This is a genomic window from Amphritea sp. 1_MG-2023 (genome assembly GCF_030547545.1).
GTDB lineage: Bacteria > Pseudomonadota > Gammaproteobacteria > Pseudomonadales > Balneatricaceae > Amphritea.
Genome location: NZ_JAUOQE010000030.1, coordinates 37,280 through 52,085, shown reverse-complemented (window position 1 = coordinate 52,085; position 14,806 = coordinate 37,280). Strand labels below are relative to the sequence as shown.

13 protein-coding genes are annotated in these 14,806 nt (G+C 47.4%); 4 read left to right on the top strand and 9 right to left on the bottom strand.

Annotation, left to right across the window (positions count from 1 at the left end; genetic code table 11):
- Positions 1–202: 202 nt before the first annotated feature.
- The 4 genes from Q4488_RS14840 to Q4488_RS14825 all read right to left on the bottom strand — a co-directional run bounded on the left by Q4488_RS14840 (position 203) and on the right by Q4488_RS14825 (position 3,682).
- On the bottom strand, positions 203–514 hold the full coding sequence (locus Q4488_RS14840; protein WP_303581260.1) for an SWIM zinc finger family protein: 312 nt from the start codon (positions 512–514) through the stop codon (positions 203–205).
- Positions 511–915, bottom strand: a complete 405-nt coding sequence (locus Q4488_RS14835) for a hypothetical protein (RefSeq protein WP_303581259.1) — start codon at positions 913–915, stop codon at positions 511–513. The genes Q4488_RS14840 and Q4488_RS14835 overlap by 4 nt, the downstream gene beginning before the upstream one ends.
- A gap of 228 nt (positions 916–1,143) precedes the next feature.
- Positions 1,144–1,551 (bottom strand): hypothetical protein, encoded by a 408-nt coding sequence (locus tag Q4488_RS14830; RefSeq protein ID WP_303581258.1) that lies wholly within the window; start codon positions 1,549–1,551, stop codon positions 1,144–1,146.
- 730 nt (positions 1,552–2,281) lie between these two features.
- The gene (locus tag Q4488_RS14825) at positions 2,282–3,682 is read right to left on the bottom strand and encodes a PLP-dependent aminotransferase family protein (protein ID WP_303581257.1); all 1,401 of its coding nucleotides are present in this window, start codon (positions 3,680–3,682) and stop codon (positions 2,282–2,284) included.
- Between the two features lie 115 nt (positions 3,683–3,797).
- Between Q4488_RS14825 and ccoG the strand changes: the two genes are divergently transcribed.
- Positions 3,798–5,165 carry a cytochrome c oxidase accessory protein CcoG gene (gene ccoG, locus Q4488_RS14820; RefSeq protein ID WP_303581256.1) on the top strand — a complete coding sequence of 456 codons (1,368 nt, stop codon included), beginning with the start codon at positions 3,798–3,800 and terminating at the stop codon, positions 5,163–5,165.
- Positions 5,166–5,213: 48 nt separating this feature from the next.
- On the top strand, positions 5,214–5,867 hold the full coding sequence (locus tag Q4488_RS14815; RefSeq protein ID WP_303581255.1) for a glutathione S-transferase: 654 nt from the start codon (positions 5,214–5,216) through the stop codon (positions 5,865–5,867).
- Positions 5,868–6,372: 505 nt separating this feature from the next.
- Here the strand turns inward: Q4488_RS14815 and umuC are convergent.
- The 3 genes from umuC to Q4488_RS14800 form a co-directional block, all read right to left on the bottom strand.
- Positions 6,373–7,635, bottom strand: coding sequence for a translesion error-prone DNA polymerase V subunit UmuC (gene umuC / locus Q4488_RS14810; protein ID WP_303581254.1), 1,263 nt, complete (start codon positions 7,633–7,635; stop codon positions 6,373–6,375).
- A gap of 3 nt (positions 7,636–7,638) precedes the next feature.
- Positions 7,639–8,076 (bottom strand): translesion error-prone DNA polymerase V autoproteolytic subunit, encoded by a 438-nt coding sequence (umuD, locus tag Q4488_RS14805; RefSeq protein ID WP_303581253.1) that lies wholly within the window; start codon positions 8,074–8,076, stop codon positions 7,639–7,641.
- A 620-nt stretch (positions 8,077–8,696) separates the two neighbouring features.
- Complete coding sequence (locus tag Q4488_RS14800) at positions 8,697–9,497, bottom strand: ion transporter (RefSeq protein ID WP_303581252.1); 801 nt, start codon at positions 9,495–9,497, stop codon at positions 8,697–8,699.
- A 421-nt stretch (positions 9,498–9,918) separates the two neighbouring features.
- On the opposite strand from Q4488_RS14800, the gene Q4488_RS14795 reads away from it, so the two are divergent.
- Together Q4488_RS14795 and Q4488_RS14790 are read left to right on the top strand one after the other, a co-directional pair.
- Positions 9,919–10,830: a dienelactone hydrolase family protein gene (locus Q4488_RS14795; RefSeq protein WP_303581251.1), complete on the top strand. Its 912-nt coding sequence runs from the start codon at positions 9,919–9,921 to the stop codon at positions 10,828–10,830.
- A gap of 259 nt (positions 10,831–11,089) precedes the next feature.
- Complete coding sequence (locus tag Q4488_RS14790; protein WP_303581250.1) at positions 11,090–12,049, top strand: sensor domain-containing diguanylate cyclase; 960 nt, start codon at positions 11,090–11,092, stop codon at positions 12,047–12,049.
- 152 nt (positions 12,050–12,201) lie between these two features.
- Here Q4488_RS14790 and Q4488_RS14785 read toward each other — a convergent pair whose 3' ends face one another.
- Both Q4488_RS14785 and oadA read right to left on the bottom strand, forming a co-directional pair.
- On the bottom strand, positions 12,202–12,867 hold the full coding sequence (locus Q4488_RS14785) for a carbonic anhydrase (RefSeq protein ID WP_303581249.1): 666 nt from the start codon (positions 12,865–12,867) through the stop codon (positions 12,202–12,204).
- 109 nt (positions 12,868–12,976) lie between these two features.
- Positions 12,977–14,782, bottom strand: coding sequence for a sodium-extruding oxaloacetate decarboxylase subunit alpha (gene oadA / locus Q4488_RS14780; protein WP_303581248.1), 1,806 nt, complete (start codon positions 14,780–14,782; stop codon positions 12,977–12,979).
- Between the last annotated feature and the right edge of the window lie 24 nt (positions 14,783–14,806).

Here is a 14,806-nt window from a genome sequence, read left to right as displayed (position 1 = left end):
TTATGATTATGTTCGAAGATCGACTAACTGAATACTTGTAACCAAGAGCAGTTACACAGAATTATTTACAGGGTCGGTGCCGGTGAGCTTTGCGAACCGCACCATGATCACTCAATAACACATCAATGGTATATATTGTGCGCCGTGTAACAATGACCGACTTTTTAAGCTGCATTAGATTTTTATGATCGCATTGTCTTTGCTATATTACTTTTTGCTTGTGACAGGCGTTTTTTGCATGGTCATGTTCGTGCTCAGCTTCGGCCAATTCTCTTAAGGCCGCTTCGAGATCTGAACCCAACAGCCATAATTGAATAGTTGAAACTTGCTCCTTATTTTCACACACTAAGAATTGCTTGCTCCCTGAAAGAATGCCAAGCCTATGTTTACAATATTGCCCGTTTTCACCAGCTGGACACGTACAAAAAGCGTTTAGGCTGTCTCCATCTTTTGTAAAAGTAACGAGGTACGGTTCAGGCGAAGAGCCTTCTACTAAGAATTTAATTGTTTTCACACAAACACCATCCCATGAGTGTCAATTCTAAACATGCTTTTTTTAGCATTCTTTGATGGCACATAAACAGCCGTTTTAATCAATAATTCGAGCTCTTCACGATTGATCTCATACAAAGGAAAAAATGCAACTTCTATCGTGGGCGCAATAGCATCCCAGTTTTTAAGTCCTGCGCTTTTTGGGGTCAGTATCTTGGGCTCGTTAGATAAATACTTCTTTAATTGTGCATATACATTGAGATATTTTTTTCTTGAAACTTGATTAGAACGGTCACGTATCATAACAAAAACAGGGAATCCTACTGATAGCTTTAGTGCGCATTCTTTTGCCGCTGTTAATTGCTTTGTTGCATTTTTAGCATTGACGGGTAGCCGAGGATTTTCTGTGTCAGTTTCTAACACAGTTAGGGAAGGTGCGAATAAGTCAATTACGCCTCTGGCTGACAGAGAAGCTGGAGATCAAGGCAACAGTTACAGGCATACTGGTTGTACGTCGAAAAATGTTAACGCTGAGATCCTGCTTCTCTGAAAGCCCCGAAGGGCGGATATTAGAATGGTCATCTACTTTGTCAGTCAGCTTGAAAAGGTCCAGACATTTCGCTGCGCTGGCTTTCGCGTATCTGGCCATTCTCATGTCCGCAGAGAACATAACGGACTTATTCGCGCCTTCCTTAGATCTCCTTTCCATATAGCAGTATATAAACGCCCCTGTGTCGTTGTTATTTGACCAATTCCCACTTTTTCTTGATTTTTATAGAGTTCTATTCGTACTTCAGAACTCCAGTTTTTCTCGAATACGCCTCCAACATTTCCTTTTTCACCAGATGTTGCTCGGATGGGGTATCTGACTTGTAAAAAATAGGTTATTTGTTTTACGGCCTCACCCCAACTACCATCATAAGCTTTCGATGTATCATAAAGAACATCTCCTTCTTCAAAGCGACATAGCGCTACAGCATCTGAGAATGATTGTGGTACCGCCCAACTGAAATTGGAAAAGAACTCCATGCTTCCTCCTAATGAAAAACGAATAGTCAATTATCGTTCCCTTTAGCGTTACAACTCCCAGATACTATAATTCTGGATAGCCGAAGAGAAAAAATAGCGGTTATGGAATATTTCAGCAGGTTAGCGGGCTCTGAGAGAGGTGTTTTACAGAATCATCCTGTCTGTAGCGGCTGCGTCCTTGCCATCCATTTGGCTTAATCATAAGCCTCGTCGTCCGTTAAATCAAAAGACTGATTCAATCTGTCATGGTTTAGGAGATTGTTGGGGTAAGGGGGGGCTATCTTTTAGGACTATCTCTTAGGCTAGTGTGAACGATTGTGCTGATTTCGTGCATAAATAGCTAGAAATACTCATCAGGCGTTTCGAACGTAGGGAAAGTAGCGGTACATCTGCTACCAAAAGTCTGCCGGTGATGCGAATTTAACCCGTGGATCTATGCTGAGTCCGTGTCAATTCGCTCAGAGACACTATTGGCGTCGTGGTTTTTGCAGTGTTTCCACATGCCTAAAGTAAACGGCTCTTATAATAAGTTTATACCGTTATCTATTATCTAATTAATTATTTTATTAGCACCGTGCCAATTACTCGTTAACCAAGTATATCATCATTGGCAGAGACAAAGGTAGGAGTGTGAGACCTTAGCTTAAGCCTCAGATTAACCATCTGCTTGAGCTTCTGCTTTAACCTTTACTTGAGCGTGATAAATCGTGTGATATAGGCCGTGAATCGACACCTCACCATTAACGTTTTAATTACTCGCTTAATGTAATAATTCGCTTAGCTGTTTAAGAGCGTTGAGACGTGGTTTATCCCAGGGGTGGGCAAAGCTGATGCGTAGGCAGTGATTAAACTGACCCGAAACAGAAAATAATGCCCCAGGGGTAATGATGACGCCTTGCTGCAGTGCCTGAGGGTACAGCTTTAAGGTATCGATAGATGCAGCCAGCTCAACCCAGACGGCTAGACCTCCTTGAGGTAGGCTGACGCGGATCTCACCGGGCCAGGTTTGCAGTTGAGCGATGAGCTGATCGCGTCGCTCTTGCAGTTCATGTCGCTGTCGTCGCAGGTGCGTGGCAAAGCGACCATCGGCCATAAATTCCGCCACCCCCTGTTGTAGATACCGACTACTGGCTAGCTGAGTGATTAGCTTTAAATGGATGATCTTTGCATGCCAGCGAGCGCCGGAGATCCAGCCTAACCGTAGATCGCGGGATAGGCTTTTTGAAAACGAGCTGCATAGCATCACACGATTATGGCGGTCGAGTGCCTTGAGTGGGTCTGGGGCGATACCGAAGGCCGTATCGGCATAGATATCATCTTCGATAATGGCCAGATCATAACGTTCTGCCAGTGCGAGCAATCGCTGACGTGAATTGTTGGACATCAAACCACCGCCGGGCGTCGCAAAAGCAGGGGAGACGATACAGGCTTTTACCGGCCAACGTTCTAATACCTCTTCGAAGGCATCCATATCGAGTCCACTACGGATGGAGGCGGGCACTTCAACCACCTGTAGTTCGAGCTGTTCCAACAGTTGTAAAGCACCGTAGAATCCCGGCGATTCAACGGCGACCACATCGCCCCGCTGACAGCTCGCCATCAGGGCTAAAAATAGTGCGTGCTGACAACCGGAGGTGATGCAGAGTTGATTGGTTTCGACCTGCCAGCCGCGACGAGCCACATGCAGTGCCAGTTGTTGTCGTAACGCGAGATTACCTTCGGGATCGTCATAGTATTGATAATCATCGCCACGCTGACGACGTAGCGCCCGCGCCACCGAACGATTAAGGCTGACGATGCTCGCAGGAAGTTCGCCCGCATGGAGATCGGGTAAAAGATCAAACGCAGCCCCGCGACGCATAATATCCAACAACAACTCACTCACCGACGCAGGCCGCGGCGCTTCAATCCGTGCACGGCTGATCGGTTCATTCATCGTGTTGCGCGGTAAGGCAACAAAATAGCCGGCTTTAGGCCGAGCTTCGAGTAAGCCTTGTGCCTCAAGTCGCTGCAAGGCGTGCTGTACCGTTGCTTTTGATAAATGATGTTGCTGACACAATGCTCGAATCGAGGGCAGACGTTCACCAACGCGCCATCGCTGTGTCTGTATGCCTGCGGCTAGCCAGTTTTCGAGTTGCTGATATAAGTAATCTGATGACATGCTGGCTCTTATGGCTGACGTTAACTGTCCCTATCGGATATCTTTTTTTTATACCTGTTCCTATCGCTATTGTCACCCTAATCTAGCGGCATCAAAAATTGAGTAGATCAACAGCATGCAAAAAATCCCTCTACGGCAAGAACCTATCGCTGCCTCAGTTACGCCATTGGCTAAAGATGGCAAATTTCATGTGCGCCTCACCGAAGGTCGCTTTCAAAACCTCAGACGTTTAACCACTTGGCCATTGATCGGCCTGTTTTTTGGCTTGGTTTGGCTTCAGGTTGATGGTCAGCCGATTCTGTTTTTCTCCTTTGAACAGCGCAAGATCACCCTGTTTGGCAGCGCGCTATCTTGGCATGATCTGCCTTTATTGGCGGGTATCATGATTGCGGGTGCGACCTTGCTGTTCTTTATGGCGGTCGCATGGGGACGTATCTGGTGCGGTTTTGCTTGTCCTCAGAGTATCTGGACCTGGCTATTTATTCGTATTGAAACCCTGACGGAAGGGCGGGCCAATCAACGGGCGAAAACACAGGGGCAACCGTTAACTGGGTTGCGGCTACTGCGACGTATCACTAAGCATCTGTTGTGGATACTGTTGGCGTTGCTAACGGCAACGACCTTTACCGGTTATTTTGTGCCTATTCGAGAGATTGTTTCGAATGCTTTGCAGTTACAGATGTCATTATCATTGCTCGGTTGGTTGGCGATTATGGCCGCTTTAACCTATGCCAATGCAGGCCTTGTGCGGGAAAAAATCTGTTTACATGCCTGTCCTTATGCACGCTTTCAGAGTGTTATGTTTGATCGAGATACCTTGACCGTCAGTTACGATGCTCAACGCGGAGAACCGCGCGCGAATCAGCGGGTTAGCCGTGATTCAAGCGGTGACTGTATCGATTGTGGTATCTGCGTGCAGGTGTGTCCCACTGGTATTGATATTCGTGATGGCCTCCAGGCGGCTTGTATCGACTGTGCTGCCTGTATCGATGCCTGTGATACGGTGATGGATAAACTACAACGACCGCGTGGATTGATTCGTTTTGCCTCAGAACAGCAATTACTAGGTCAGGCGTCACTCTTTTTGCGCCCTCGACTGGCCGGTTATGCGGCGATCATGCTGTTTGCCTTTGGGGTGGTTGCCTATGGTTTTACCGAGACAAAAGGACTGCTTGTTGAAATCCGCCGTGACCGGACTCACTTAGTGACACCGCTTGATCAGGACACCATGTGCAACCTTTATCGAGTTAAAGTGGAAGGCTTTGCTAAGGAACAAGCGCTGATTAAAGTCTCTCTGGCGCAACAACAGTATCAGTTGCATGGCCCAGCCGAAATCGATCTCAGGGAGAGTAATTCGGTCTGGTTACCGTTTCGTATCTGCGGCAGTCGCGGTGGTGCACAGCGTACGGCCGTGGAGTTTGTCTTCACCGGTAACGGTATTCAAACCTCAAAGACGACCACCTTCTTAACTCGACTAATGTAATTAACGCTATAATGCGGCGGTTTTTATAATCTGGGGTACACTATCGCGATGATGATTTCACAACCGATTCTTTATTCCTTCCGCCGTTGCCCCTACGCGATGCGCGCCCGACTCGCCATCGCTGGCAGTGGTCAATCTGTGGTGCTGCGCGAGGTGGTGTTAAAAGATAAACCTGCTGCGATGTTGCAAGCATCACCGAAAGGCACTGTTCCGGTCTTAGTGCTGCCGGATAGAGTGATCGATGAAAGCCGAGATATTATGCGCTGGGCGCTGCGTCAGAGTGATCCGCATGATTGGCTGGGTGCTGATGACCCGGATCAACTCTGGCAGATGGAAGGGCTCATTCAAGAGAATGATGCTGTTTTCAAGCAACACCTAGATCGCTATAAATACTTCGAGCGTTATCCGGGCCATTCCCAAGACTATTACCGGCAGCAGTGCGAAGTCACCTTGGCGCGACTGGAAGCGTTATTACAGCAGCACGATTTCCTGATAGGCGATCATGTTAGCCTAGCCGATATCGCGATATTTCCTTTTATCCGTCAATTCGCTCATGTGGATCGAGATTGGTTTTATCGCGCGCCATACCCTGGGTTACAACGCTGGCTCGATTATCATTTAGCGTCGCCGCTGTTTAGCTCGATTATGAAAAAACAGTCTCGTTGGGAAGAGGGCGATTCACCCATTTACTTCCCATCATAAACGGCTATCCGTTGAATCCATGAACTCAGCGATCTGTCGCTATGACTCCCCTTAGTGAGGTTGTTTTTGAGTCAGTCGTCTTGAGTCGACATCATTAAAACAACCTCTCAACGAGTCGGCTTCAGGAGCGCTACATAGCCCTTTCTCGAACGGCTCCTCCGCCTTTTTTTCAGCCTATTATGGGGTGCAAGTTGTATGTGCTTCCCTAAGTACTAATTGCTCGATGCTAAGTGTCGGTTGATGTTAAATAAAGACCCATAAATAGCCTTATAGTCAGGGCAATATTCAGGGGCTCATGATCAGGGCTAAAGACCCGTAATGTGCCCCTAAAGCCCTGTCGGTTTCGTTTGCCAGCGTGTCTTTAAGCCGGCTTTGTCGGCCGCTTTTTAACGCAATTATGGTTCTTTTTCAGTTGCTTAATTATTAATCTTATACATTAATAAACCGTTATAAATTATTATTATATAATTAGTTAATAGATTGAAATAATTGTAGACAATCTATTTTAGGCTTTGACAATCGGTAGCTGATCCCAGCGAGTGGTATAGGCGGGTGAGAGATGCTTACGCTGCATCTGCCAGCCGCTGGTTAACATCTCTGAAGCGAAGCGTACTTGGCCTCGACCACGCTGATTGATCTGATCGATCGCGTGCATTAAGCGGGTTGCGGCCGGTGATGTGGCGGCTTCAAATAGTGAGGGTTGAAAGTGACCCGGCGAATATAAATCGGACAGCATAATCCCCGCTTTCATATAGCGACAATTGGGTTTCCAGAGCGCCTGTAATAACGACTGAGCCACGGCATTGAGTTGGCGCGAATCGGCACTCGGAACATTCAGCACTCGACTGGCACTATTACTATAAAAAACTTCGGCAGAGGCATGAGGATTGGTGCGAATAAACACAGTCACGACCCGAGCCAGCGATGTTTGCTGCCGAAGTTTTTCTGCTGCCCGCGCGCAGTATTGGGCAATCGCTGTACGCATATCCGCTAATGCAGTAATCCGTCGAGCAAATGAACGACTGCAGAGAATTTGTTGTCGGGGTGGCGGGCATTCTTCTAAGACCATACAGGGCTGACCGTTCAGCTCTCGTACGGTGCGTTCCAGCGTGATGGAATAATGGCTGCGAATCCATGCGCTATCACACTCGGCCAACCCTTGAGCCGAGACAATCTCTTGTTGCGCGAGTCGCCGAGTTAATCGTCGACCGACACCCCATACCGCCTGTACCGGCATTAACGACAGCAATCGTCGCTGCCTCGCTGAGTCCGTTAAATCGACCACGCCCTGAGTCGCCGGATATTGTTTAGCCGCATAATTGGCGAGTTTTGCTAGCGTTTTGGTTGGCGCGATGCCCACAGACACATGGATACCGGTATGCTGATACACCCGCTGTTTAAGTTGCTGTCCATATTCGGTTAATGAAAAAGGGGTATCGAGGCCGCTGAGATCAAGAAACGCCTCATCGATCGAGTAAACCTCAATGGCCGGTGCCTGCTGCTCGAGTACAGACATCACTCGGGCAGAAATATCGCCATACAATGCATAGTTAGAGGAAAAGACAGCGATATTTTCCCGATCAATCTGTTCCTTAATTTGATACACCGGTACGGCCATCTTAATACCTAAGCCTTTAGCTTCGGCGCTCCGGGCAACGACACAGCCATCATTATTGGACAGCACCACGATAGGGCGGTCCGCTAAGTCAGGACGAAACAGCCGCTCACAGCTAGCATAAAAATTATTACAGTCCACCAGCGCAAACATGATCTAGCTTCGCTGACGGACAGAATGAATCACCGTGGTTACCACGCCGAATAACTCTAAGGTAGAGTCAGGGCCAAACTGAATCGGCGCATAGGCAGGGTTATGCGCCAGTAATTGCAGTGTTGGACGAGTGCACAACTCTTTAACCGTAAATTCACCGTCAACACAGGCGATCACAATATCGCCATTAACGGCTTTGAGTGAACGATCGACCACCAAGACATCGCGAGAGAAAATGCCCACTCCTTGCATCGAGTCGCCCTCCGCGCGAACAAAGTAGGTCGCCGCCGGATGTTGAATACAGAGCTCATTCAGATCCAGTGTGCGCTCGATATAATCTTGTGCTGGCGATGGAAAGCCCGCGGGTACCGAACTCATAAACAGAGGTAGGGTGAGCGATGTGATAGGGCGCATATAGCGACCCAGCAAGGAAATATTCATAGCCTAGCAGACCTTTTAATCGAATAGCTGTATATATATACAGTATAGTAAAGATGAAAAAGATAGGAGTAAAGAAAAACCTATTTTGTACTATTAATACAAAATACATACTGTGTTTTATTTTTTAAGGAAAGATCTCTCTTGAACCAGCATCTACGCAAACAACCTGCACATTGAAGGCGATAGCTAAAAAGGAAAGAGGCTGTCGATTGACGCTTGTTGTGGGGAAGCCGATTTGATTGCAAAACGACGAGAAGTGGGTAACGGCCAGTACTTAAATAAGTTCTTAATAAGCTCTTAAATAAGCTCTTAAATAAGCACTTAAATAAGTACTAAAAAAGCAGGGTGGCTTGCCCATTAAGCTCGGCTATTCGCCCGCCCATCCCGACTATCAGCCTCGACTATCAGCTCGGCTATTAGTCCTAGAGTGAGCATCACGAACAGGCATAGCAGGCATAAGAAGAGATGCTAACGCGCCAAAAGCGTTATAAGTTTAAACTATCAAAAAGTTAATATTTAATCTAAAAATACCCCTATAAAATGCTGTTTTATAAGGGTATTAATTGATTTTGTTGCGGCTATTTTATTGCGAGTAAAATAAGCGCGGAACTGTTACGACATCATAGCTTGGCTTTGATGAGTTCTTTTAACTCTTTTATCTCAAGATGCAGTGATTCGATGGTCGGCGAGCCATCGCTTAAGGCTTGCTCCCGAGCCTCCTCTGCATGCTCGGCCTCCATTACGCTGACAACAATCCCAATCACCATATTCAAGAAAGCGAAGGTGGTCAGAAAGATAAAGCTGAGATAGAAGATCCAGCTAAACGGATAGACATCCATCGTCTCATACATCACATCCGTCCAATCTTCGAATGTCATCACTCGAAATAGGGTTAGCATGGCGATACTGATATCGCCCCACAGCGTTGCGTTAATCTCGTTAAAGAAAGAAGCCCCCACGGCCGCATAGATATAGAAGATGATGAACATCAATAGGATGACATAGCCGAGCTGCGGCAGGGCTTTAATCAGTGAGTTCAACAGTAAACGTAACTCAGGAATAATAGAAACCATCCGTAGAACGCGGAATATCCGGATCAGTCGACCCACGAGGGCCATTTCGCTATCTTCAACGGGAATCAGGCTAATCACGACAATCAAGGTATCGAAGGTATTCCAGGCATTAAGGAAGAAACGTTTTTTCTCTGGTTCGCCAATAAAACGAATTGAAACCTCAAACAAAAAAAACAGCGTGATACCCGTATCCATCCAACCGATCAGCGTTAATACATCCGCCGGAATATCATAAGTCTTAGCACCAATAACGAGAGCCGAAAAGAGAATAATTGAGACCACAAAGAGTTCAAAGATCCGATTGTTACGCAGCCGAAAAAATGCCGCCTGAAGTTTCATGTAATTCATAGGTTGCCGATTCTAATTGATCAAAAATGATGGCAACTTTACTGCGCTTTACTAAAAATGTGTACTATCAATATGTTCTGATTTATAACTTAGGGAAGGTGCGCATAAGTCCGTTATGTTCTCTGCGGACATTAGAATGGCCAGATACGCGAAAGCCAGTGCAGCGAAATGTCTGGACCTTTTCAAGCTGGCTGACAAAGTAGATGACCATTCTAATGTCCGCCCTTCGGGGCTTACAGAGAAGCAGGATCTCGGCGTTAACATTTTTCGACGTACAACCAGTATGCCTGTAACTGTTGCCTTGATCTCCAGCTTCTCTGTAAGCCAGAGGCGTAATTGACTTATTCGCACCTTCCTTAGTCAAAAGATAGGCTATATTGGCGTTACAGCCCTGCAACGGGTAGCGCAATAAGGAGAGAGCATGTACTCAAATCACGACAGCAAAAGTAGGCACGATATCAATATCCCTCAGGAAGCCTTCGATTGGTATGATGAATATGCTCACGGTGATATCGACCGTCGCACTTTCCTTAAGCGCTTAGCGGCGTTAGGGGTTGCCGGGCTAAGTATGAGTGCAATATCTGGCGCATTAATACCGAATTACGCCTTGGCAGAGCAGGTGTCATTCAATGATGCCGATATTAAAGCCAGTTATGTTGAGTTTGATTCCCCCGAGGGCTATGGCAAAGGCCGAGGCTATTGGGTGGTGCCGACAGGGGTTAGCGTTGATAAACCCGCTCCCGCCGTCTTGGTTGCCCATGAGAACCGCGGCTTAAACCCTTATATCGAAGATGTTGCGCGACGCTTAGCGAAAGCTGGATTCGTGGCTTTCGCGCCTGATGCGCTGTATTCCCTAGGCGGTTATCCAGGCAATGATGACGCCGGACGAGCGATGCAGAAAACCCTAGAGCGCAGTAAAATAGAGGCGGACTTTTCCGCGGCGGCACAGATGCTGACTCAGCATCAACTGACAACCGATAAGCTCGGCATGGTGGGCTTTTGCTTTGGTGGCTATCTAACAAATCAGCTAGCCGCCATGCGGCCAGATCTCATCGATGCCGCCGCGCCTTTCTATGGCACACCGCCGCAAAGTCCGATTGCTGATATCCGCGCGCCCTTGCAGCTGCATTTTGCTGAACTAGATAAACGAGTAAATGGCTATTGGCCAGATTATGAGGCGGCGCTGATCGCTGCAAAAGTGGACTACAGTGCCTTTGTGTATCCGGGGGTTAATCATGGTTTCCATAATGATTCTACCGCCCGCTATGACGCGAAAACAGCCGAGCTTGCTTGGCAGCGAACACTGTCATTTTTTCAGCAACACTTAAGTTAAGCCGTCGCCGGACGTAAGAACAATGACCCTCAGAAATGAGGGTCATTGATAGTGAGAAGGCTACTCATCAAGTCAGCGCAACAGGCGCTATTTCAATGCATTTAGTAACATATCATGAGATAATTATTGGCCGTTTTGTCGGTCGGGTCGTTTACTTACAACCGAGTTGTTAACAAAATTCATCCACAAGGTTCTCATCAAAAGCGATTCTGATATGCCCTATAAAACCTATGCACACAAGACGATAGCAGCATCAGATTTGACTCTTAATACCATTCTAGACCTTATCGTCGAAGGTACGTGGGATTGGGATTCGGCAACCGGCACTGTTATCCGCAGCCCTAGCTGGTATCGCATGCTAGGTTATCCCATCGGCGAGTTATTACCCGATGTTTTCACTTGGGAAAAATCGATTCATTGCGACGATTATGCGCGCGTCATGGCACATATAGAGCAATATATAAAAGGCGAGATTGACACGTATTGTATTCAATATCGGTGTCAAAAGCAGGATGGCAGCTATTTATGGATTGAAGATCGCGCGCAAGCTGTTAGCAGGAATAGCGAGGGCGTGGCGACCCGCTTAATAGGCGCGCATCATAATATTCATGCGCATAAGGTTATTGAGCAGCAGCTACAACAACAAACCCGTCTGCTTGAAGAGGGCAATCAAACCCTCGAAAAGCTTTTAGCCCGCAAAGCTGAAGAATTAGAGTTAAAAAATAAGCAGTTAGAAGAGCAAGTGGCGACGGTTGAAAAACTCTCTCAAACCGACGTACTGACACAGGTGGCTAATCGCGAAAAAGTTAATGTCGAGATGGTCAAAGAAATAGCGCGCTCAGAACGCTACAACCACCCTTTATCATTGATGTTTATCGATATAAACAATTTCAAGTTTATCAATGATACTCATGGGCATAAAGTTGGCGATGCGGTGCTTGTGACGCTGGCTAAAGTCATTGCTGCAAATTTGCGTAGCATTGATTGCTTAGCTCGTTGGGGGGGAGACGAGTTTTTGATTATTTTGCCCAGCTCAGATATTCATCAAGCATCAGACGTGGCGGCGAAGTTAAATGATGTTATCGCTAATACGCACTTTAGCGATAACATTGAGTTGAGTTGTAGCTTTGGCGTGGTTGAATATCAGCAGAATGAAACCGTAGACGACTTTTTCCATCGAGTCGATCAAGCGATGTATCAAGATAAAGAGGCGAGTTAAGAGGCTAAGGAAGGGGCGTAAAATTCGAATCCCCATAGGTTATGTCCTTCTGCCTTTATCTAGGCGATTTAAAAACGGGCAGATCATCGATCCACCCGAGTAACGGCTGTTTTTCAGACAGTGTTAACGAGATTGATGTGATATCAACACGGTTATGACTCTTGCGCTATTGCAATTAAGTCCGCGTACAACTCATCAAAGTCTTTAAAAATAGTGTCATTATGATGACAGCAGCGGATGCTGCCGCTCTTTATATCGTAAATCCAGCCATGTACCTCTAACTTTCCGGTCGCCAGCTTAGCCGCCACAATGGGGTGGGTACGAATATGCTGCACCTGTTGTAGAACATTTTCCTCAATCGCTTCGTTTAGATGTTCAACACCAACCGCTTGATCATGAGGAATAAAATGACGCTCGCGCACGATCTCCATCGCTGAGCGACAATGTCCTAGCCACTCCTTCACATGCGGTAGGCCTCGTAATGCATCGATATCCAGCGCCCCCTTAATGGCACCGCAATCGGTATGGCCGCAAATAATAATATGCCGCACGCCCAGCACCGCCACAGCATATTCGATTGAAGCGGTCATACCGCCTGTTTCGTTGCTGTGGGGCGGAATAATATTACCGGCGTTACGACAAATAAATAGGTCACCAGGATCGGTGCCCGTGAGCAAGTTAGGGTCTATTCGGGAATCGGAGCAGGTCGCAAAGAGGACTTCAGGGCTTTGACCGTCAGCCAACGTGCCAAACAGGTCTTTGTGCTTTGGATAAACATTCTGGCGAAAATTAAGGACGCCTTTTATTATTTTTTCCACGATAGTGTTCTCAGATTCGGATAAATGGTCACGAGTAAAATACCCGGTTATGGGAAGACAGCAACCCCATAACCGGCCAATAATGATACGCGATCAGTAGCGCATAACACTATTCAATTTCAGCCAATACTTCGCCGGGTGTCACGCGATCGCCTTTGACCACGTGAATCGCTTTGACTGTGCCTGCAACATTAGCATGAATCTCCATTTCCATCTTCATGGCTTCGGCAACCAAAATGGGTTGTCCCGCCGTGACACGATCGCCTTCTTTAACCAAGACTTCAAAGATATTGCCCGGCATTGCCGTGGTGACATGGCCTGGTAGATGCGCTTGTTTAAGTTGATGGCCACTGTCGGCGACAAATTCGTTTTGTGGCTCGAAGATAACCTCTTCTGGTACGCCATCGAGCGACATGTAAATTTTACGCTTCCCGCTGCCAAATTCGCCCACACCGGTGACCGCAATATCATAAGCTTCGCCATGCACCTCGATTTTAAATTCAGAGGCGCTTGCGCTCGCTAATTTAACCCCATTGCCAGCATCCGCGGGCTGAAGCTCTTCCGGCTTTAATGTGTCATTGGCGCGCTGCTGAAGAAACTCACGACCTAAATCGGGGAACATGGCAAAGGTTAATACATCTTCTTCTGATCGCGCCAATTCACCGATTTCGTCGCGCAGCTTGTTAAGCTCAGGACTCAGTAGATCAGCAGGGCGTCCGATATCGACACTTTCATTACCAATAGCGCGCTTTTGTAGTTCAGCATCGACCTCAGCCGGTGCTGCGCCGTAGCCACCTTGTAGATATCGCTTAACTTCATTGGTAATCGTTTTATAACGTTCACCGGCTAATACATTATAGACCGCCTGAGTACCGACGATTTGTGATGTGGGTGTGACCAGCGGCGGATAACCGAGATCTTTACGCACTCGGGGAATTTCGGCAAACACATCACGAATTCTATCCAGCGCATTCTGCTCTTTCAGTTGATTGGCTAGATTTGACATCATCCCGCCGGGCACCTGATTGATCTGCACCGAGACATTTTCGCGGGTAAATTCGCTTTCAAATTGATGATATTTTTTGCGTACGTCGCGGAAGTAATCGGCAATCTCAGTGAGCAGCGCTAAATCCAACCCAGTGTCATAGGGCGTGTCTTTTAGGGCCGCGACTTGGGTCTCTGTGGCAGGATGACTGGTGCCGCTGGCAAAAGAGGAGATCGCCGTATCGATCCGATCGGCGCCAGCTTCAATCGCTTTGAGCTGACACAATGGCGCGAGGCCCGCCGTCGAGTGACTGTGCACCACAATCGGAACATCAAGCTCAGCCTTGAGCGCGCTGATCAGATCATAGGTGGCGTAAGGCGTGAGTAAGCCGGCCATATCTTTAATGGCAATCGAATCAGCCCCCATCTCACGCATCGCAATCGCCTGCTTAACAAACAGTTCCGGTGTATGCACTGGGCTAGTGGTATAACAGATGGTGCCTTGCGCATGTTTGCCGGCTTTTTTCACGGCCTTCATCGCGGTTTCAAGATTCCGAATATCATTTAACGCATCGAACAGGCGAAAGACATCAATACCGTTATGCGCGGCTTTGGCGACAAATGCTTCGACCACATCATCGGCATAGTGACGATAGCCTAATAAGTTTTGTCCCCGCAGTAACATCTGCAAACGCGTATTTGGCAGCGCGGTTCGAAGTTGACGCAAGCGCTCCCACGGATCTTCTTTAAGGAAGCGCACACAGGCATCAAACGTGGCGCCACCCCAGGCTTCCAGCGACCAGAAGCCTACCTGATCGAGTTTTTCGCAGATAGGCAGCATATCTTCTGTGCGCATCCGCGTTGCGATGAGCGATTGATGTCCATCTCGCAAAACCACATCGGTCACTTCAATTTTTTTTACTTGGCTCACAATAATTTCTCCTGCAACCGCCTA